The organism is Oharaeibacter diazotrophicus (assembly GCF_004362745.1).
GTDB lineage: Bacteria > Pseudomonadota > Alphaproteobacteria > Rhizobiales > Pleomorphomonadaceae > Oharaeibacter > Oharaeibacter diazotrophicus.
Window position 1 is genome coordinate 20,509 of the sequence record NZ_SNXY01000012.1, and the last position, 17,757, is coordinate 38,265.

Annotated in this window: 19 protein-coding genes and 2 tRNA genes; 6 read left to right on the forward strand and 15 right to left on the reverse strand. The window is 73.2% G+C overall.

Annotated elements, in window-relative coordinates; genetic code table 11:
* Nucleotides 1–53 precede the first annotated feature (53 nt).
* The 14 genes from EDD54_RS21455 to EDD54_RS21520 form a co-directional block, all read right to left on the reverse strand.
* Nucleotides 54–962, reverse strand: a complete 909-nt coding sequence (locus EDD54_RS21455; protein ID WP_126540631.1) for a VOC family protein — start codon at nt 960–962, stop codon at nt 54–56.
* A 169-nt stretch (nt 963–1,131) separates the two neighbouring features.
* Nucleotides 1,132–2,250 (reverse strand): helix-turn-helix transcriptional regulator, encoded by a 1,119-nt coding sequence (locus EDD54_RS21460; protein WP_126540632.1) that lies wholly within the window; start codon nt 2,248–2,250, stop codon nt 1,132–1,134.
* Between the two features lie 88 nt (nt 2,251–2,338).
* A complete protein-coding gene (locus tag EDD54_RS21465; RefSeq protein WP_126540633.1) occupies nt 2,339–3,109 on the reverse strand; it encodes an L-iditol 2-dehydrogenase in 771 nt (256 codons plus the stop codon).
* 111 nt (nt 3,110–3,220) lie between these two features.
* The gene (locus tag EDD54_RS23295; RefSeq protein ID WP_126540634.1) at nt 3,221–4,054 is read right to left on the reverse strand and encodes a hypothetical protein; all 834 of its coding nucleotides are present in this window, start codon (nt 4,052–4,054) and stop codon (nt 3,221–3,223) included.
* A 1-nt stretch (nt 4,055) separates the two neighbouring features.
* Entirely contained in the window at nt 4,056–4,604 is a 549-nt protein-coding gene (gene gspM / locus EDD54_RS21475; RefSeq protein ID WP_126540635.1) for a type II secretion system protein GspM, read from the reverse strand.
* Nucleotides 4,601–5,683 (reverse strand): PilN domain-containing protein, encoded by a 1,083-nt coding sequence (locus EDD54_RS21480; RefSeq protein WP_126540636.1) that lies wholly within the window; start codon nt 5,681–5,683, stop codon nt 4,601–4,603. Before EDD54_RS21480 ends, gspM begins: the two co-directional genes overlap by 4 nt.
* A 149-nt stretch (nt 5,684–5,832) precedes the next feature.
* Entirely contained in the window at nt 5,833–6,297 is a 465-nt protein-coding gene (ptsN, locus tag EDD54_RS21485; protein ID WP_126540637.1) for a PTS IIA-like nitrogen regulatory protein PtsN, read from the reverse strand.
* 169 nt (nt 6,298–6,466) lie between these two features.
* Nucleotides 6,467–7,054, reverse strand: coding sequence for a ribosome hibernation-promoting factor, HPF/YfiA family (gene hpf / locus EDD54_RS21490; protein ID WP_126540638.1), 588 nt, complete (start codon nt 7,052–7,054; stop codon nt 6,467–6,469).
* 234 nt (nt 7,055–7,288) lie between these two features.
* A complete protein-coding gene (gene rpoN, locus EDD54_RS21495; RefSeq protein WP_126540639.1) occupies nt 7,289–8,809 on the reverse strand; it encodes an RNA polymerase factor sigma-54 in 1,521 nt (506 codons plus the stop codon).
* Between the two features lie 102 nt (nt 8,810–8,911).
* Entirely contained in the window at nt 8,912–9,682 is a 771-nt protein-coding gene (gene lptB, locus EDD54_RS21500; protein WP_165644673.1) for an LPS export ABC transporter ATP-binding protein, read from the reverse strand.
* Nucleotides 9,683–9,690: 8 nt separating this feature from the next.
* On the reverse strand, nt 9,691–10,287 hold the full coding sequence (locus EDD54_RS21505; RefSeq protein WP_207620484.1) for an LptA/OstA family protein: 597 nt from the start codon (nt 10,285–10,287) through the stop codon (nt 9,691–9,693).
* Nucleotides 10,284–11,012, reverse strand: coding sequence for an LPS export ABC transporter periplasmic protein LptC (gene lptC, locus EDD54_RS21510; protein ID WP_126540640.1), 729 nt, complete (start codon nt 11,010–11,012; stop codon nt 10,284–10,286). The genes EDD54_RS21505 and lptC overlap by 4 nt, the downstream gene beginning before the upstream one ends.
* 173 nt (nt 11,013–11,185) lie before the next feature.
* Nucleotides 11,186–11,800 (reverse strand): ribonuclease D, encoded by a 615-nt coding sequence (locus EDD54_RS21515; RefSeq protein ID WP_126540641.1) that lies wholly within the window; start codon nt 11,798–11,800, stop codon nt 11,186–11,188.
* A gap of 106 nt (nt 11,801–11,906) precedes the next feature.
* Nucleotides 11,907–11,991: transfer RNA gene (locus EDD54_RS21520), tRNA-Leu, on the reverse strand.
* 228 nt (nt 11,992–12,219) lie between these two features.
* Here EDD54_RS21520 and EDD54_RS21525 point away from each other — a divergent pair.
* Entirely contained in the window at nt 12,220–13,194 is a 975-nt protein-coding gene (locus tag EDD54_RS21525; RefSeq protein ID WP_126540642.1) for a complex I NDUFA9 subunit family protein, read from the forward strand.
* An 81-nt stretch (nt 13,195–13,275) separates the two neighbouring features.
* On the opposite strand, the gene EDD54_RS21530 is transcribed toward EDD54_RS21525, so the two are convergent.
* Nucleotides 13,276–14,082 (reverse strand): undecaprenyl-diphosphate phosphatase, encoded by an 807-nt coding sequence (locus EDD54_RS21530; RefSeq protein ID WP_126540643.1) that lies wholly within the window; start codon nt 14,080–14,082, stop codon nt 13,276–13,278.
* Nucleotides 14,083–14,356: 274 nt separating this feature from the next.
* Here EDD54_RS21530 and EDD54_RS21535 point away from each other — a divergent pair, with 274 nt between their 5' ends.
* The 5 genes from EDD54_RS21535 (at nt 14,357) to EDD54_RS21555 (ending at nt 17,655) form a co-directional block, all read left to right on the forward strand.
* Nucleotides 14,357–15,049: a glutathione S-transferase family protein gene (locus EDD54_RS21535; protein WP_126540644.1), complete on the forward strand. Its 693-nt coding sequence runs from the start codon at nt 14,357–14,359 to the stop codon at nt 15,047–15,049.
* Between the two features lie 5 nt (nt 15,050–15,054).
* Nucleotides 15,055–16,074, forward strand: a complete 1,020-nt coding sequence (gene queG / locus EDD54_RS21540; RefSeq protein WP_245515853.1) for a tRNA epoxyqueuosine(34) reductase QueG — start codon at nt 15,055–15,057, stop codon at nt 16,072–16,074.
* An 83-nt stretch (nt 16,075–16,157) separates the two neighbouring features.
* Nucleotides 16,158–16,234: transfer RNA gene (locus EDD54_RS21545), tRNA-Arg, on the forward strand.
* A 174-nt stretch (nt 16,235–16,408) separates the two neighbouring features.
* On the forward strand, nt 16,409–16,864 hold the full coding sequence (locus EDD54_RS21550) for a tellurite resistance TerB family protein (protein WP_126540645.1): 456 nt from the start codon (nt 16,409–16,411) through the stop codon (nt 16,862–16,864).
* An 86-nt stretch (nt 16,865–16,950) separates the two neighbouring features.
* Nucleotides 16,951–17,655: a glutamine amidotransferase gene (locus EDD54_RS21555; RefSeq protein ID WP_126541898.1), complete on the forward strand. Its 705-nt coding sequence runs from the start codon at nt 16,951–16,953 to the stop codon at nt 17,653–17,655.
* The last annotated feature ends 102 nt before the right edge of the window (nt 17,656–17,757 follow it).

Here is a 17,757-nt window from a genome sequence, read left to right on the forward strand (position 1 = left end):
CCCGGGACTTCAAGGCGAGGCCGCGGGAGCGGCCCCGGGGAGGGGAAAGGGGATCACGCGTCGGCGAGCGCGAGGGCGGTCGCGGCGTCGATCGGGCGGTCGACGAAGAGCAGCCGGTTGCCGGAGGGGTCGACCGCGGCGGTCGCGGGACCGGCGTCCGCGCCGAGGCCGGCGGCGGCGAGGCGGGCGGCATGGGCCGCGCGCGCGGCCGGCGCCATGGTGACGGTGGCGTGGCGAAGGCCGGTCGCGCCGGCCACGCGGGTGCCGCCGGCGCTCTCCCAGGCGTTGAGGCCGAAGTGGTGGTGGTAGCCGCCGGCCGCGACGAACAGCGCGGACGGATAGCCCTCCTCGGTCGCCTCGAAGCCGAGGGTGTCGACGTAGAAGCGGCGCGTCGCCGCGACGTCGGCGACCTTGAGGTGGACGTGGCCGACCACGGTGCCGGCCGGCAGGCCGTCGAAGCGCCGGCCGACGGCGTCGCCGTCGGCGAGCACGCCGGCGATGTCGAAGGGCGAATTGTCCATGTGGATCCGGCCGTCGCGCCGGGGCCACTCGGCGCGGGGACGGTCGCGGTAGACCTCGATGCCGTTACCCTCGGGGTCGGCGAGATAGGTCGCCTCGGAGACGAGGTGGTCGGAGGCGCCCTGCAGGCGCGCGCCGACGGCGGCGGTGTGGCGCAGCCAGCGGCCGAGGTCGGCGCGCGCGGGCAGCAGGATCGCGACGTGGTAGAGGCCGGGCGCGCGGCGTCCGGCGAGCGGGGCGTCGGGCGCGCCGACCAGGGTGACGAGCGGCGTGCCGTCGGCGGCGCCGAGCACGACGGCGCGCCCATCCTCGGCGAGCGGGACCATGCCGAGCACGTCGCGGTACCAGGCCGCGACGCGGGCGCGGTCGCGCACGGTCAGGGCGACGGGGCCGACGGCGGTGGCGGCGTCGATGGCGGCGGCGGTGTGCGGCGCGGTGTCCATGGGGTCTCGTCCCTTCGCGGGGCCGGATGCGCCTCCGTCGGAGGCGCCGGAACCGGCAGCGTCCCTTCCCGGATAGCCCGCGCCCGCGCGGGGCGGGAGATCTCGCCCGGTGGAAACGCCGTTCGACGGGCGTGAACAGTCCGGCGAAACGCTGGCTCGACGTTCAGCGTCAGAGCCTGAACAGCGGTGTGATCCGCTCGACGAGGCGCACCAGCTCGCCCTGGCGGCCGACGTCGAGCTTGGCGAACACCTTCTTCAGAACGGTGCGGACGGTCTCCTCGGAGAGGGACAGTTCCTCGGCCGCACGGGCGGGCACCAGACCGCCGCCGACCAGTTCGGCGACGCGGGCCTCGCCGGCGGTCAGGCCGGCCTGCATCAACGCCGCGGCGACGCCGCCGCCACCCTCCAGCGGATCGTTGACCATCACCAGCGCGTGGCGCCGGCGCGGATCGTCGTCGCCGGCCCGCGGCAGCGGGACGACGCGCAGGTAGACCGGCAGCCGGCTGTCGGGGCGGGGCAGGGCGAGGAAGTCGGGGTGGCCGCTCGCGGTGCGCGCGAGGGCGTCGGCGACCATGGCCTCGAAGGCGGTCTGGACCGCGGCGACGCGGAAGCGCGGCTTCGGCCGCGCGAGCGCCAGATGGCCGGCGACGAGGCGTTCGAAGGCGGCGTTGGCGACCAGCACCGCGCCACGGCCGTCGAGCACGGCGGCGCCGAAGCCGAGCCGGCCGAGCGCCTCGGCGAGTTCGTTTCCGGCCGTCGCCAGCCCCCCGAGCCGGGTCGTCAGCAGCATCGCCCGCGACAGGTGGCGCGACAGCCGCTCGAAGTCGACCCGGCGGGCCCGGTCGATCTCGTCGACGTCGGTCGGGAACTGGATCGAGACGGTGAGGCGGTCGCCCTCGGCGGTCGCCGCGACGAGGCAGAGCAGGTGGCGCATGCCGTGGTCGCGCCGGAACTCCTGGTAGAAGGGATCGGCGCGAAAGGCTTCGGTGGAGAAGATGTCGAGGTCGGAGAAGACGCCCTTGAGCCGGCTGCGGAAGGCCTCGGCGCCGATGCTGTCGTGGCGGCACCAGTGCGCCACGTAGTCGGGCACGGCGCCCTGCAGGGCCGGGCTGACCGCCGCGACGTCGGCCGCGTCGACCGCGTGCAGGATCATGGTGGCGCCGACGCCGCCGAAGGCCTCGGCGAGCGCCTGCAGGGTGTCGTTCCACGTGCCCGGATCCGCCGCCGCGGCATAGACGCGGTCGACGAGATCGAGCATCTCCTGCTCGCGCAGGTGCCCCCGCTCCATCGGTGTCCGGATCCCGTTTCCCCCCGGACCGTCACTATCTCGCGGATGGCGGCGGGCGGCAACCCTGCGCGCGGAACAGGTTGCCTCGTCAGTTCATGCAGTTCCCGCCGTCGACGTTGAGCGTCTGGGCGACGACGTAGTCGGAATCGGCGCTGGCGAGGAACACGGCGGCGCCGGCGAGGTCGTCCGGCCGGCCCATGCGGCCGTAGGGGACGGCGGCGCCGACCTCGCGCTTCTTGGCGCCGATCGGCAGGCCCTCGCGGGCGGCGAACAGGGCGTCGACGTGGTCCCACATCGGCGTGTCGATCACGCCGGGGGCGATGGCGTTGACGTTGATGCCGTGGCGGATCAGGTCGAGACCGGCGGACTGGGTCAGCGAGATCACCGCCGCCTTGGTGGCGCAATAGACCGCGCCGAGCGGCTCGCCGCGCCGGCCGGCCTGGCTCGACATGTTGACGATCTTGCCGCCGCGGCCGCGCGCGATCATCGCCCTCGCCACCGCCTGGAGCGTGAAGAACAGGCCCTTGACGTTGATGTCGAACAGCTTGTCCCAGCCGGGGCGCGTCACCTCGACCACCGGCGCGAGGTCGTAGACGGCGGCGTTGTTGACCAGCACGTCGATGCCGCCGGCGCGGGCGACGACGGTGTCGACCATGGCGTCGATGCTGGCGGGGTCGGTGACGTCGAGACGGACGGCGAACGCGCCGCCGCCGATCGCGGCGGCGGTGGCGGCGGCCTCGTCGGCGAGCACGTCGGCGACCACCACCACGGCGCCCTCGCGTCCGAAGGCCTCCGCCATCGCCCGGCCGATGCCGCGCGCGCCACCGGTGACGATGGCCACCTTGTTCTCGAGTTTCATGAATTCGGATTCCGCGATCGATTGCCGCACGCCGCGACGGCGCGCGGGGCGGACGCTAGGAGCGGCGTCGCGGCGCTGTCAAGCCGGCGGCAGCGCCACCGGCGCCGTCGGTCAGGGCTGACCGATCGGAAAGTTGGAACCGCCGAAGTTGGAGGCACCACCACCGTCGCCGCCGGTGTCGGGGGCGCCCGGAGGCGGCGGGGCGAAGCCGGGCGGCAGGTTGCCCGACCCGTCGGGCGAGACGTCGCCGCCGCCGGGCACGGAGCCGTCGTCGCGGTGCCGTGCGGGGTTGTTGGAGCCGGCCGCGCCGGGATCGTCGAAGTTCAGCGCGGGATCGACCGGGTTGCCCGAGGCGTCGAACTGCGGCAGGGCGTCGGGATCGTTCATGCCGTCGATCGCGCCCGGCGCACCGCCGGCCGGCGATGCGGGGCTCGAGCCGGGCTCGAACAGCACGTAGTCGGAGACCTGGTCCTCGTAGGCGAGGTGCAGCGCGGTCGGATCGATCGCGGCCACCGTCCAGGCCTCGATGGCGTCGCCGACGCGCACCGGGTTGGTCTTGCCGGTTCCGAGGTCCTGGACGAGGGCGATGGTCTCCTCGCCCTTACCGAGCACGCCGGCGAGACGGATGTTCGGCGGATCGGGTGCCACCGCGGGTTCCGGCTCGGGTTCGGGCTGCGGCTGCGGTTCCGGCTCGGGCGCCGGCGGCGCCGGGGCGCGCCGGGAGGCGGTGAACAGCGGGCGGTCGCGGAAGCCGTCGAGGCTTTCGAGCGAGAGCGTCGAGAGATTGTTGAGGAGGAAGCGGTCGGCGCCGGCCGCGGTCGCCGCCGCGGCGGCGTCGGTGGCGGTGCCGACGTCGACCGGCTCGGCGGACGGGACGTCCTGTGCCACGGCCGGGGCGGCGGCGAGGAAGGCCAAGAGGAGGCCGGAGCGGAGGGCGGGGGTCATCTCAGGCCTCCGCCTTGAACCAGGCGCGCACGGTGAGGTCGATGCGCAGCACCGGGTCCTCGGCGCCGGCGCCGTCCTGGCTCGGCAGCTCGCGCACCGCGGCGGTGCCGACCGTCATCAGCGGCAGCCCGGTCTCGAGGCCGTGCAGCAGGCGCAGGAGGCCGCCGTTGGTGGCGTCGAAGGTGACCTTGAGGTCGATGGCGTCCGGGGGCAGGTCGGGGTCGTCGATCACCTGCGCTTCGACCAGCTTGCCGCCGACGTCGGCGATCGCCTTGCCGATCCGGGTCTGCAGGTCGGCGCCGGCGAGCGGGCGGCTGCCGGCGGCGAGATAGAGCGTGCGGGTGTCGACGGCGACGACGCCGTCGGCGCCGGTGCGGGCGAGACGGGCGTCGAGATCGCGCAGCAGCGCCTCCTGGCGGGCGATCAGGTCCTCGGTCTCGCGCCAGGCGACGAGCTGGAACAGCCCGGTCGCCAGCGCCGCGGCCGGCAGGGCGAGGAACACCACCACCGCGACGAGGCGGAGCGTGCTGGAGGACGGGGCGGCGCTCACGGCAGGCCTCCGGCGGCGGGGGCGGCGCCGTCGACGGCCGCGGTTTCGCCGCCGGGCGTGCCGACGTCGCGGACGGCGACGATGTCGAAGCTGTCGCGGCCGTCGTCGGTGCGGGTGACCGGGGCGGCGAAGCGGACGTCGGAGAGGCCGGGATCGGCGTCGAGCAGGCCGATCAGCGCCGGGGCGTCGGCCGAGAAGCCGACGAGGCGGACCTTCGGGCCCTCGATCGAGAGTTCGCGCAGGTAGGTGTCGTCGGGCACGGCGCGCGACAGCCGGTCGATCAGCACGACCAGCGACGTGGCCGGCGTCTTCGCCTCGATCAGTTCCTTGTCGCGGCCCTCCGTCCGCCCCGCACCGGCGGCGGCGCGCAGCACGGCGCGCTTGGTGAGGAGGCGCTTGTCGAGTTCGGCGAGCCGCTGGTCCGACAGGCCGGTCAGCACCGTGCCGGCGGCGAGGGCACCGACGCCCGACAGGCCGAGCAGCGCGACGGCGACGACCACGCCACGGCGCAGCCGGACGCGGCCGACGTCGCGACGGCCGCGGTAGAGGTCGACGCGCAGCGGCGTCGCGATCGGCTCGGCGGCCGAACCGAGCGCGGTCGGGGCGAGGTCGAGCGCCTCGAGCCGGGCGACCGCGGGCGCGGCGAGGTCGGACGAGGTGGCGGCGAACTCGACGGTCATGGTGCCCTCGCCGGCGGTCGTGCCGGCGGCGTAGCCGAACAGCACGCGGTCGGGGCGCCACGGCGTCAGCCGTTCGAGGCGGTGCTCGATGATGGGCTCGAGATATTCGCGGCCGGCGGCCGGCAGTTCCAGCGTGCGGGTCAGGACGCGTTTCGGGGCGAGGCGGAGCTCGACGGCGGCGCCGCCGGCGCGCTTCAACCGGCGGATCTCCTTGGCCGCCGCGGTCTCGGCGGTGCCGACCGGCTCGGCGCGGCCACGCCGCACGGCGTAGAGCGCCAGCCCGCCGTCGGCCTCGACGGCGACAATCCGGCTCGACGACACGAAGCGCCCGAAGACGGGCGCGACCACCTCGACGAAGGCGTCGACGAGCTTGGCGAGGGTCCCGGAGATCTGGCCCATGAAGCACTCGACTGCGGGCGCCGCGGCTGCGGCCGGCCTCGCGGGGACATCCTGGCGTGCGACGGCGGCGAATCCGGGGCGGGCCCGGCTCCACACGGCCGCAAGCCTAGCGATCCCGGCCGCCCCGTCAATCGCGGCGACGCCGCGGCTCAGGCCGCGTTGGAGGCCGGCGGCTGGGTCAGCAGCGCGTAGATCGCGGCGGCGTCGTCGGCGGCGCGCAGCTTGCCGGCGATCGCCTGCTCGCGCAGGACGCGCGCGATCCGCGCCAGCGCCTTCAGATGGTCGGCACCGGCGTTCTCGGGGGCGAGCAGCAGGAACATCAGGTCGACCGGGCGGTCGTCGAGGGCGTCGAAGTCGACCGGCTTGTCGAGCCGGGCGAACACGCCGACCAGCCGCGCCAGTCCGGGCAGCTTGCCGTGGGGGATCGCCACGCCGTGGCCGACGCCGGTGGACCCGAGCTTCTCGCGCTGGAGCAGCGTGTCGAAGATCTCGCGGTCGGACCGCCCGGTGACTTCGGCCGCCTTGGCCGCCATCTCCTGGAGCGCCTGCTTCTTGGAGTTGACCTTCAGGCTCGCCAGCACCGCCTCGGTCGGCAGTAGGTCGATCAGATCCATGTCTCGGCCTCGGATGGGGCGGCCGGTCGGACCGGCGCCGCGTGGCTCTCTACCCGTGTGCGGCCCCGTCTCGCCGGCGCTGTGCACCGACGGGAACGGCGACCGGGCGCCGCGGGATCCCGGCCGGGCGCGATCGGCGTCGGCCCGGTGTCCCGCGGCGCGCGCGGCGTCAGCGCGCCATCTCGACGATGGCCGGATCGATCCAGCCGATGTTGCCGTCGGCACGGCGGTAGACGATGTTGATCGCCCCGCTGCCGGCGTTGCGGAACACGACCACCGGCGCGCCGGAGAGGTCGAGGTCCATCACCGCGCCGCCGACGGTGGCGGTGCGGATGGTCTGCGTGGTCTCGGCCACCACCACCGGCGCGAAGTCGGCCGGCACCTCGTCGTCCTCGTCGGGGGCGGCGAGGACGTAGGCCTGGGCCTCGACCGGCTCGAAGCCGTCGTCGCGGCCCTCGGGGCCGTGGTGGTCCTTGAGCTTGTGCTTGTAGCGGCGCAGGCGCCGCGCGATCTTGTCGACGGCCTGGTCGGCGGCGGCGTAGACCTCGTGGGCCTTGCCGTGGGCCTGGAGCACCGTGCCCGAGGTCAGGTGGATGTTGCCGTCGACCGTGTAGGACGAGCCCTCGCGGGCCACCACGATCGTGCCGGTGTAGCCGCCGTCGAAGAACTTGCCGAGGGCTTCGGCGATCCGGTTGCCCAGGTGCTCACGGAGCGCCTGACCGATGTCGACGTTCTTCCCGGAGACGCGAAGCGGCATGTCTGACCTCCCTCAAGACGACGCTCGGGATGTTCGGAACGGGTCCTTCGGACCCCTGGTCGGGCCGCGTCCCGCGCGTCGTCCCTAGCGCACGGCCCGCCGTTTCCGGCTGCGCCGCCGGTGGGTCCGGTCCCGGCGAGGGACCGGCTCCGCCGATGCGGCGTGTCTTTTAGTAGATGGGGACCCGAAGTCAACGGCGCGAGGTCTGCCATCCCGGGGTTCCTCCCGTTGCCGTCAGGCGGTGAGGCTCTGCTTCAGGCGCCGGCGCTGCACCGACGAGGGGATCCGCATCGCCTCGCGGTACTTTGCGACCGTCCGGCGGGCGATGTCGATACCGGCGTCGCGCAGGAGCTTGACGAGGGTGTCGTCGGACAGGACGTCGGCGGGGTCCTCGGCGTCGACGAGCTGGCGGATGCGGTGGCGGACCGCCTCGGCGGAATGGGCGTCGCCGCCCTCGGCCGAGGCGATCGAGGAGGTGAAGAAGTACTTCAGTTCGAAGATGCCGCGCGGCGTCGCCATGTACTTGTTGGAGGTGACGCGCGACACCGTGGATTCGTGCATGCCGATGACGTCGGCGATCATGCGCAGGTTGAGCGGACGCAGGTGCGCGACGCCGCGGGCGAGGAAGGCGTCCTGCTGGCGGACGATCTCGCTCGACACCTTGAGGATGGTCTTGGCGCGCTGGTCGAGGCTCTTGACCAGCCAGTTGGCGGTCTGCAGGCAGTCGCCGAGATAGGCCTTGTCGGCGTCGCCGCGCGCGGTGCGCGAGACCTCGGTGTAGTAGGCCTGGTTGACCAGCACGCGCGGCAGGGTCTCGGCGTTGAGCTCGACCAGCCAGCCGCCGTCCGGGCCGGGGCGGACCACCACGTCCGGCACCACCGGCTGGACCACGGTCGATCCGAACGACGCGCCCGGCTTGGGGTCGAGGGCGACGACCTCGCGGATCATGTCGGCGAGGTCCTCGTCGTCGACGCCGCAGAGCCGGCGCAACTGGGCGAGGTCGCGGCGGGCGAGCAGGTCGAGGTTGTCGATCAGCGCGCGCATCGCCGGGTCGAGGCGGTCGCGCTCGGCGAGCTGCAGGGCGAGGCACTCGGAGAGGTCGCGGGCGCAGACGCCGGTGGGCTCGAAGGTCTGGAGCACGGCCACCACCTCGTCCACGGTGGCGCGGGCGATGCCGAGGCGCTCGGCGACGGCGTCGAGGTCGGCGCGCAGGTAGCCGGCCTCGTCGACCTGGTCGACGAGGTCGCGGGCGACGAGGCGCAGGGCGGGGTCGGCGATGGCGAGGGCGATCTGCTCCGCGAGATGGTCGTGCAGACCGATTTCGCCGGTGAGGACGTTCTCGAAGTCGAAGTCCTCGCCGCCGCCACCGCCGGAACCGACGCCGGCCCATTCGCTGCCGACGAGGGCGCCGGCGTCGAGGCCGCGCTGTTCGGCGGCAGGAGCCGGGGCGTCGTCGGGGTAGACATTGCCGAGGTCGGTGTCGAGCACGCCCGCGACGCGTTCGGGCGAGGGGGCGCCGTCGTCCTCGAACCAGTCGGCGCGCTCGCCGTCGGCGCCGTCGGAGGCGCGGGCCTCCGGTTCGGGGGCGTCGTCGCCGGCCTCGCGCTCGAGCAGCGGATTGCGCTCGAGTTCGGCGTCGACATAGGCGACGAGGTCGAGGTTGGAGAGCTGCAGCAGCTTGATGGCCTGCATCAGCTGCGGGGTCATCACCAGCGACTGGCTCTGCTTCAGCTCGAGTCGTGCCGATAACGCCATCGCCCGTCCGCACCCCCTGCCGCCGATCCGGCCCCCCCGGCCAGCCGAACCACCAACGGCGTGGTCCGGTTCTTGCTTTCTACCTTAGCCGGGGAGTCGGGATCAAAGGGTAAATTCCTCTCCAAGGTAAACGCGGCGCGCGTCCGGGTCGGCGATGATGTCGTCGGGCCGGCCCTCGACCAGCACCGAACCGGAATGCAGGATGTAGGCGCGGTCGATCAGGCCGAGCGTCTCGCGGACGTTGTGGTCGGTGATCAGCACGCCGATGCCGCGGGCGGTGAGGTGGCGGACGAGGCGGCGGATGTCGCCGACCGCGATCGGGTCGACGCCGGCGAAGGGCTCGTCGAGCAGCATGAAGGACGGCCGGGTGGCGAGCGCGCGGGCGATCTCGACGCGGCGGCGCTCGCCGCCGGACAGTGCGATCGCCGGCTGGTCGGCGAGCCGGGTCAGGCCGAATTCCTCGAGCAGTTCGGCAAGGTCGCGCTCGCGGGCGGTGCGGTCGGGCTCGACCACCTCGAGCACGGCGCGGATGTTGCCGGCGACCGTGAGGCCGCGGAAGATCGAGGCCTCCTGCGGCAGGTAGCCGATGCCGAGCCGGGCGCGGCGGTACATCGGGTAGGGCGTGATGTCGTGGCCGTCGAGCAGGATCCGGCCGCCGTCCGGCGGCACCAGCCCGGTGATCATGTAGAACACCGTGGTCTTGCCGGCGCCGTTGGGGCCGAGCAGGCCGACCGCCTCGCCCCGGCGCACCACCAGCCCGACGTCGTGGACGACGCGGCGGTCGCGGTAGCTCTTGGCGAGGCCGGAGGCGACGAGGTCGGTCGCGGCGCCGTCGGCGAGGCCGAGGGCGGCCGTGCGGGTCCGGGTTGGCATGGCGAGGGTCAGTTCGACGTCGGCTGCTGCTTCAGGCTGTTCGGCTCGATCAGCATCTGGACGCGCCCGCCGGCCATCTTGGCCTGCCCGCTGTCGATGTCGATGATCAGCTTCGGGCCGCGGATGACGTTGTCGCCCTGGGTCAGCACGACGTTGCCGGTGACGACGATGGTGTTCTCCTTGGTGTCGAACACCGCGTTGTCGCCGCTGGCCGTCTGCGGGCCGGAGGTGACCAGCACCTTGCCGCTGGCCTCGAGACGGCGGACCTGCTGGCCGCCCTGGGTCGGGTCGCCGCCGGCGCCGCCGGCCGCGCCGGGGTCCTTTTCGTAGAAGACCGTGAGCTTCTCGGTCTTCAGCACGGTCTGCTTCTGCCGCACCACGACGTTGCCGGAGAAGATCGCGAGGCTCTCCTGCTCGCGGACCTCGAGCGATTCGGCCTCGAACTGGATCGGGTCGGTGGAGGAGACGCCGAGGCCCTGGTAGCCGTTCGGCAGCGTCGCCGCGCCGCTCTTGCGCTCCTCGGCCGACGCGGCGCCGCAAAGGGCCATCGTCGCGGCGAGGGCGGCGGCGAGGCCGTGGCGCGCGAGGCGTGATCTCAGGGTCATCTTGGGGCGTTCCCGTCGTTGTCGCCCGTCACGGGTGCGAGCGGGTTGCCCCCCGAGCGCCGGACGGCGGCGGGATCGACCGTCATCTTGACGCCCCCGCCGAAGGTTACGGAATTGGCCTTCTCGCCGACTTCCATGCCGCGGGCCTTGATGGCGCCGAGGGAGGAGGAGAAGGCGACGGGCGCATCGGACGAGACCTCGCCGGTGGCGAGGTCGATCTCGGCGCGCTCGAGGTCCGCGGCGGTGCCGTCGCTGGCGCGGATGGCGATGTCGCGGTCGAGCACGAGGGTCTGGGCGCGGGCGTCGTAGACGCCGCTGGCGGCGGAGAAGTCGGCCGAACTGCCGTCGGCCTGGCGGACGTGGGCGCGGATGCCGCCGAGGCGGATCACCTGGGGATCGGAGAGGTCCTGAACCGCCTTGTCGGCGGTGACCTCGTAGGTGCGGCCCTTGCCGTCGCTGCCCGACAGCCGCGGCGCGTCCATCGACAGGCCCTCGGCGGTGATGGCGAGCTTGCCGATCGCCAGCGACAGGCCGATCCGCGTCGCGACGCCGTAGCCGGCGACCAGCGCCACGAGCAGGATGCTGAGGGCGGGTAGCGCGATCCGGAGCCGGCGCACGCGACGGCTGTGGCGGGCGGCGCGATCGAACGCGCGCACCCGCTCCGGCGCATGGGCCGGATCCTGGCGGACGTCGCCGCCGTAGCCGTACGGAACCGTGGAGCTCAAGTCTCGCCCTTGCCGTCGGCCGCCGCGTTCCCCCTCGGGGAACGCGCGACCGCTCCGCGCCCGGCCCGCCCGGGTGCAGGACAAAGATATGGCAAAGACCGTTTCGGATTCCTAGCCGCGGACGCGGGTCGCGGCGCGCGCTCGCCGGAAAGTGAGCGGTCGCCGCCCCCCGGTCAGGTGTGCGCGAAGATGTCCTCCTCGCCCCAGCCGAGCAGGTCGAGACGGGCGCGGGTCGGCAGGAAGCGGAAGCAGGCGTCGGCGAAGCCGGCGCGGTCCTCGCGCTCGAGCAGCACCGTCAGCCGCTCGCGCAGGGCGTGGAGGTTGAGCACGTCCGAGGCGGCGTAGTCGAGCTGGGCCTGGGTCAGCTCGGCGGCGCCCCAGTCGGACGACTGCTGCTGCTTGGAGATCTCGATGCCGAGCAGCTCGCGGGTGACGTCCTTGAGGCCGTGGCGGTCGGTGTAGGTCCGCGTCAGCTTCGAGGCGATCTTGGTGCAGAACACCGGGGCGACCGTGACGCCGAAGGTCTGGAACAGCACCGCGAGGTCGAAGCGGGCGTAGTGGAAGATCTTGACCCGGTCCGGGTCCGACAGCAGGCGGACGAGGTTCGGCGCCTCGCGCTGGCCCTTGCGGATCTGCACCACGTCGGCCGAGCCGTCGCCGGGCGAGAGCTGGACGACGCAGAGGCGGTCGCGGTGGGGCTGCAGGCCGAGGGTCTCGGTGTCCACCGCGACGACCGCGCCGTAGCGGTCGAGATCGGGGAGGTCGCCGACATGGGTGCGGATGGTCATCGGGGCGCTCCGTGCGCCGGGCGCGCGTCGCGGGTGCCCGACGTGAAGAAGCCGGCCAGCGGACCACTTGGATCCGGTGACCGGCTTCGAAAAATCGACCGCCGCATGGTGCCCAGGAAAGGACTCGAACCTTCACGCCTCGCGGCACAGGTACCTGAAACCTGCGCGTCTACCAATTCCGCCACCTGGGCAGGTGCGTCGGTGCCGCGGTGTGTAGGGGAGCGCGGATGGCTTGTCAACGGCGTTCGTGACGCTTCGTCGACATCGTCGCCGCGGTCCGCGCCGCACCGCGAAAACACGGGCTGTACAGGCCGCCCGCTCCTGGCATAAGAGCGGAGCGGTCCGGCGCCCCACCCTCGCGGGCGGGTGCGCGGGGCGCGCTCCGACAGCTTCTCAGACCCTTCTCGGATTCGGCAGCCATGGCAGAGATCAGCGACAAGCCCCGCCTCGTCACGGTGTTCGGCGGATCGGGTTTCCTCGGCCGCCACGTGGTGCGCGCGCTCGCCCGCCGCGGCTATCGGGTCCGCGTCGCGGTGCGCCGGCCCGACCTCGCCGGCCACCTGCAGCCGCTCGGCACCGTCGGCCAGATCCACGCCGTCCAGGCCAACCTGCGCTTCCGCGCCTCGGTCGACCGGGCGGTGCAGGGCGCCGACGCGGTCGTCAACCTCGTCGGCATCCTCGCCGGCTCGGGCGCGCAGACCTTCGACGCCGTCCACGCCTTCGGCGCGCGCGCCGTCGCCGAGGCGGCGCGGGCGGCCGGCATCGGCCGCCTCGTCCACGTCTCGGCGATCGGCGCCGACGCCGCCTCGGCGTCCGGCTACGCCCGCTCGAAGGCCGCCGGCGAGGCCGCGGTGCGCGAGACCGTGCCGGGCGCGGTGATTCTCCGGCCCTCGATCGTGTTCGGTCCCGAGGACGACTTCTTCAACCGCTTCGCCGACATGGCGCGGTTCTCGCCCGTGCTGCCGGCGATCGGCGGCGGCGAGACCCGGTTCCAGCCGGTGTTCGTCGGCGACGTCGCCGAGGCGGTCGCGCGCGCGGTCGACGGTGCGGTGCCGGCCGGCGTCGTCGAACTCGGCGGCCCCGAGGTCGTGACCTTCCGCGAGGTGATGGAGCGGGTCTGCCGCGAGACCGGCCGCAAGCGCGCGATCGTGTCGGTGCCGTTCGGGATCGCCGAACTCGCCGCCAAGCTCACGGGCTGGCTGCCCGGCGCGCCGATCACGGCCGACCAGGTCGAGCTGCTGAAGACCGACAACGTGGTGTCCGACGCCGCCACCGCCGAGGGCCGCACGCTCGCCGGCCTCGGCATCGTGCCGCACACGATGGCGGCGATCCTGCCGACCTATCTCTACCGCTACACCGTCCACGGCCAGTACGACCGCCACAAGGCGGTCTGAGGAGGCCGTTACTCCCGTTCCGACGATGCGAAAGAGGCGCCGCAGGGCGCCTCTTTCCGTTCGGGGCCGCCTCTTGGGGGATCAGCCGACCAGCCAGAGCCCGGCGAGGCCGGCGGTGCCGACGGCGATGCGCCACCAGCCGAACGGGGCGTAGCCGTGGCGGCCGACGAAGTCGAGCAGGGCGCGCACCACCAGGAGCGCAGCGACGAAGGCGGCGAGGAAGCCGACGCCGATGGTGGCGGCGTCGTCCATCGAGAGCGCGTCGCGGTTCTTGTAGAGGTCGTAGGCGAAGGCGCCGGCCATGGTGGGCATGGCGAGGTAGAACGAGAACTCGGCGGCCGAGCGCTTGGAGACGCCGAGCAGCATGGCGCCGACGATGGTCGAGCCCGAGCGCGACACGCCCGGCACCATGGCGAGGCACTGGAACAGGCCGATGGCGAGATAGGTCGTCCAGGGATAGCGCGTCGGGTCCTTGAAGCGGACGGCCGGCGGCCGGCGGTCGATCACCAGCAGCACGATACCGCCGAGGATCAGCGTGGTGCAGACCAGCGCCGGGGTCTCGAACAGCACGGTCTTGATGAAGTCGTGGGCGATCACGCCGACGATCACCGCCGGGAAGAAGGCGACCAGCACGCCGAGCACGAAGCGGCGGGCGAGCGGCTCGGATGGCAGCGCCATGGCGATCTGCCAGAGCCGGTCGGCGTAGACGGCGAGGATGGCGAGGATGGCGCCGAGCTGGATCAGCACCTCGAAGGTGCGGCCGGTCGACTTGAAGCCGAGGAAATGGCCGAGCAGCAGCAGGTGGCCGGTGGAGGACACCGGGATGAACTCGGTCAGCCCCTCGACGAAGCCGAGCACCAGGGCCTTCAGCAGCAGCAACCAATCCATCGCGACCTCGCTCGGTGAACGCCGTGGAAGACCCGGCGTAGCACGCGAATCTTAAACCGATTGTTCATTACTCCGGCCGGCTCTATATCCGAGCCGCAATCGTGGCGCGCGCGGAAAACGGCGCCGCCGCGGCCAGGGCGATCCGCGGCCGATCCGCCGTCCGGCCGACGATACCCCGCGTCCGCGGGTGCAGCCCCGTCCTCCCCGGGGAAGCGCCGCCGTCGACGCCATCCCCGGTCGGCGCCCCCGCGGCGACGCCTCGCGTAGGAACGACATGCTGAAGCTCTTCCACCACCCGTTCTCGTCCGCGTCCCGCTTCGTCCGGCTGATGCTCGCCGAACACGAGGCCAAGGTGGAGATGGTGGTCGAGCGGCCCTGGGAGCGTCGGCCGGACTTCCTGGCGCTCAACCCGGCCGCCACCGTGCCGGTGATGGTGGAGAACGACGGCCCGCCGATCGTCGGCCCGGCCACCATCATGGAATATGTCGACGAGACCCGCGGCTACGCCCTCTCCGACCGCCGGCTGATGCCGAACCACCCGGAGGCGCGCGCCGAGATGCGCCGGCTGGTCGACTGGTTCGGCCACAAGATGCAGGACGAGGTCACCCAGTATTTCGCGATGGAGAAGCTGCTGAAGCTGGAGATCCCGGCCTCGCTCGGCGGCGGCGCCCCGGACAACCAGGTGCTCCGGGTGGCGCGCCTCAACGTCAAGCACCATCTGCGCTACATCGGCTGGCTGGCGGGAACGCGGAACTGGCTCGCCGGCGACCGGTTGACCTTCGCCGATCTCGCGGCCGCGGCCGAGCTCTCCGTCATCGACTATCTCGGCGAGGTGCCATGGGACGAGGACGCCCACGCCAAGGCCTGGTACGCGCGGGTGAAGTCGCGGCCGTCGTTCCGCGGCCTGCTGCAGGACAAGATGCCGGGCCTGCCGGCGAACCGGATCTACGCGGACCTCGACTTCTGAGCATCGTGCGGGCGCGCGCCGCCGCGCTCGGCTTCGCCGCCGTCGGCGTGACGACGCCGGACGCGATCGCCGCGGCCGGGCCGCGGCTCGCCGCCTTCGTCGCCGCCGGCCGTCACGGCACCATGTCCTGGCTCGCCGAGCGCACCGACGAGCGCGCCGACCCCGGCGTCCTGTGGCCGGAGGTCCGCAGCGTCGTGATGCTCGCCGCCAACTACGGCCCCGAGGGCGATCCGCTCGCCGGGCTCGCCGACCGCGCCGTCGGCAACGTCTCGGTCTACGCCCGCGGCCGCGACTACCACGACGTCCTCAAGGGCCGGCTGAAGGAGGTGGCGCAACTCCTCGAGGCGCGCAGCGGCGCGCGCGTCAAGGTGTTCGTCGACACCGCGCCGGTGATGGAGAAGCCGCTCGCCGCCGCCGCCGGGATCGGCTGGCAGGGCCGCCACACCAATCTCGTCTCGCGCGACTTCGGCTCCTGGCTGTTCCTCGGCGCGATCTTCACCACCGCCGTCCTGCCGGTCGACGCCCCCGCCGAGGACCGCTGCGGCTCGTGCCGGGCCTGCCTCGACGCCTGTCCGACCGACGCCTTCCCGGCGCCCTACCAGCTCGACGCCCGGCGCTGCATCTCCTACCTCACCATCGAACACGACGGGCCGATCCCCGAGGAATTCCGCGCGGCGATCGGCAACCGCGTCTACGGCTGCGACGACTGCCTCGCGGTCTGTCCGTGGAACAAGTTCGCGGCGGCGGCGGCCGAGATCAAGCTCGCGGCCCGGCCGGAGCTGGTGGCGCCGCGGCTCGCCGACCTCGCCGGCCTCGACGACGCCGGTTTCCGCGCGCTGTTCTCGGCCTCGCCGGTGAAGCGGATCGGCCGCGCTCGCTTCCTGCGCAACGTGCTGGTGGCGATCGGCAACAGCGGCGATCCCGCGCTCGCCGCCGCCGCGGCGCCCCACCGTGACGACCCGGATCCGGTGATCGCGGACGCCGCCCGCTGGGCGCTCGCCCGGCTCTCCGACGCGACGGCTTGACGGGCCGCGGCGGACCGTCTTGCGCCACCGCCGCCGCCGCGTTACACGCAGGGAACGGGCCTTCTTCGCGCCCGCCGGCCCGCGTCCCGGTAGCTCAGCAGGATAGAGCAACGGTTTCCTAAACCGTAGGTCAGGGGTTCGAATCCCTTCCGGGACGCCAGCCGCCCTCCGCCACGCCGCGCCACCGCCGCCGTTCGTCCGCGCCCCGGTCGCGGGCTTGTGACATCTCTGTCGCACCGCGGGAAATTTGCCGTGATGCAGCGCCGCGGACGGTTGCCGGGCGGCGGCGGTCGTCCGATCTTTCTCGTACATACGCAGTTTCCGGCAGCGAGCCATGTTCGACGCGATCCGTTCCCTGCTCTCCGACCTCGCCGGCCGCGATCGGCCGGCGGCGGCCGCGCTCGACGAGCGGGTCGCGACGGCGGCGCTGCTCGTGCACGCCATCGCCGTCGACGGCGACGTCTCCGACAAGGAGCAGGCGGCGCTGCGCGAGGCGCTGACGCGGGCCTTCGACCTCTCGCCCGGCGAGGCCGACGACCTGATCGAGCGCGCCAGGGTGCGCGACCGCGAGGCGGTCGACCTCTACGGCTTCACCAGCGTGCTGAAGCGCCAGCTCGACCAGTCCGGCCGCGAGCGGGTGATCGCGATGATGTGGGAGATCGTGTTCGCCGACGGCGAGGTCCACGAGTTCGAGGACAACGTGGTCTGGCGCGTCGCCGAACTGCTCGGCGTCTCCGCGCGCGACCGCATCCGCCTGCGCAAGCGCGTCGAAGCGGGAGACCGGCCGTGACGGCGGACGGCGCCCCTCCGGACGTCCGCACAACCGCCGGCCACGCCGTGCCGGCGCGCCACGTGGTGACGCCGTCGTCGGTGCCGATGGCGCTCCGGCCGAAGATCCTGGTGGTGCTGCACCAGGAGGGCTCCAGCCCCGGCCGGCTCGGCGACATGCTGGTGCGCCGCGGCTTCGCGCTCGACATCCGCCGCCCGGTGCTCGGCGACCCGCTGCCGGCGAGCCTCTCCGAGCACGCCGGCGCGATCGTGTTCGGCGGGCCGATGTCGGCCAACGACCCCGACGCCTTCGTGCGCACCGAGATCGACTGGATCGCGGTGCCGCTCGCCGAGGAGAAGCCCTTCCTCGGCATCTGCCTCGGCGCGCAGATGCTGGTGAAGCAGCTCGGCGGCACGGTGGAGCCGCACGGCGGCGGCATGGCCGAGATCGGCTACTATCCGCTGGAGCCGACCGAGGCCGGGCTGAGCGTCGTCCCGGACTGGCCGACCATGGTCTACCAGTGGCACCGCGAGGGCTTCGACATCCCGGCCGGCGCGGAACTGCTCGCCGCCGGTGAGACCTTCCGCAACCAGGCGATCCGGGTCGGCCGCAACGCCTACGGCATCCAGTTCCACACCGAACTGACCTACGCCATGCTGAACCGCTGGACCACCCGCGGCGCCGCCCGGCTGTCGCTGCCCGGAGCGCAGCCGCGCCACGCGCATTTCCAGGGCCGCGGCCAGTTCGACGCGATGACGCGGCGCTGGCTCGACGGATTTCTCGACGTCTGGATCGGCGGCGCGGCCGCCTGAGCGGTCCCGCCGTCGCAATTTGCAACGCCGCCCCGGTGCCGTCGAGCCGTCGTCACCAGGAATGGTGGTTATGCGCCGGCCGGCGCACCATCCATTGATATC

What these genes read in the sequence shown, in the direction of transcription:
- EDD54_RS21455 (WP_126540631.1), bottom strand. Translation starts at nt 962, where the DNA reads ATGGACACCGCGCCGCACACCGCCGCCGCCATCGACGCCGCCACCGCC.
- EDD54_RS21460 (WP_126540632.1), bottom strand. Translation starts at nt 2,250, where the DNA reads ATGGAGCGGGGGCACCTGCGCGAGCAGGAGATGCTCGATCTCGTCGAC.
- EDD54_RS21465 (WP_126540633.1), bottom strand. Translation starts at nt 3,109, where the DNA reads ATGAAACTCGAGAACAAGGTGGCCATCGTCACCGGTGGCGCGCGCGGC.
- EDD54_RS23295 (WP_126540634.1), bottom strand. Translation starts at nt 4,054, where the DNA reads ATGACCCCCGCCCTCCGCTCCGGCCTCCTCTTGGCCTTCCTCGCCGCC.
- EDD54_RS21480 (WP_126540636.1), bottom strand. Translation starts at nt 5,683, where the DNA reads ATGGGCCAGATCTCCGGGACCCTCGCCAAGCTCGTCGACGCCTTCGTC.
- ptsN (WP_126540637.1), bottom strand. Translation starts at nt 6,297, where the DNA reads ATGGATCTGATCGACCTACTGCCGACCGAGGCGGTGCTGGCGAGCCTG.
- hpf (WP_126540638.1), bottom strand. Translation starts at nt 7,054, where the DNA reads ATGCCGCTTCGCGTCTCCGGGAAGAACGTCGACATCGGTCAGGCGCTC.
- rpoN (WP_126540639.1), bottom strand. Translation starts at nt 8,809, where the DNA reads ATGGCGTTATCGGCACGACTCGAGCTGAAGCAGAGCCAGTCGCTGGTG.
- lptB (WP_165644673.1), bottom strand. Translation starts at nt 9,682, where the DNA reads ATGCCAACCCGGACCCGCACGGCCGCCCTCGGCCTCGCCGACGGCGCC.
- EDD54_RS21505 (WP_207620484.1), bottom strand. Translation starts at nt 10,287, where the DNA reads ATGACCCTGAGATCACGCCTCGCGCGCCACGGCCTCGCCGCCGCCCTC.
- EDD54_RS21515 (WP_126540641.1), bottom strand. Translation starts at nt 11,800, where the DNA reads ATGACCATCCGCACCCATGTCGGCGACCTCCCCGATCTCGACCGCTAC.
- EDD54_RS21525 (WP_126540642.1), top strand. Translation starts at nt 12,220, where the DNA reads ATGGCAGAGATCAGCGACAAGCCCCGCCTCGTCACGGTGTTCGGCGGA.
- EDD54_RS21530 (WP_126540643.1), bottom strand. Translation starts at nt 14,082, where the DNA reads ATGGATTGGTTGCTGCTGCTGAAGGCCCTGGTGCTCGGCTTCGTCGAG.
- EDD54_RS21535 (WP_126540644.1), top strand. Translation starts at nt 14,357, where the DNA reads ATGCTGAAGCTCTTCCACCACCCGTTCTCGTCCGCGTCCCGCTTCGTC.
- EDD54_RS21550 (WP_126540645.1), top strand. Translation starts at nt 16,409, where the DNA reads ATGTTCGACGCGATCCGTTCCCTGCTCTCCGACCTCGCCGGCCGCGAT.
- EDD54_RS21555 (WP_126541898.1), top strand. Translation starts at nt 16,951, where the DNA reads ATGGCGCTCCGGCCGAAGATCCTGGTGGTGCTGCACCAGGAGGGCTCC.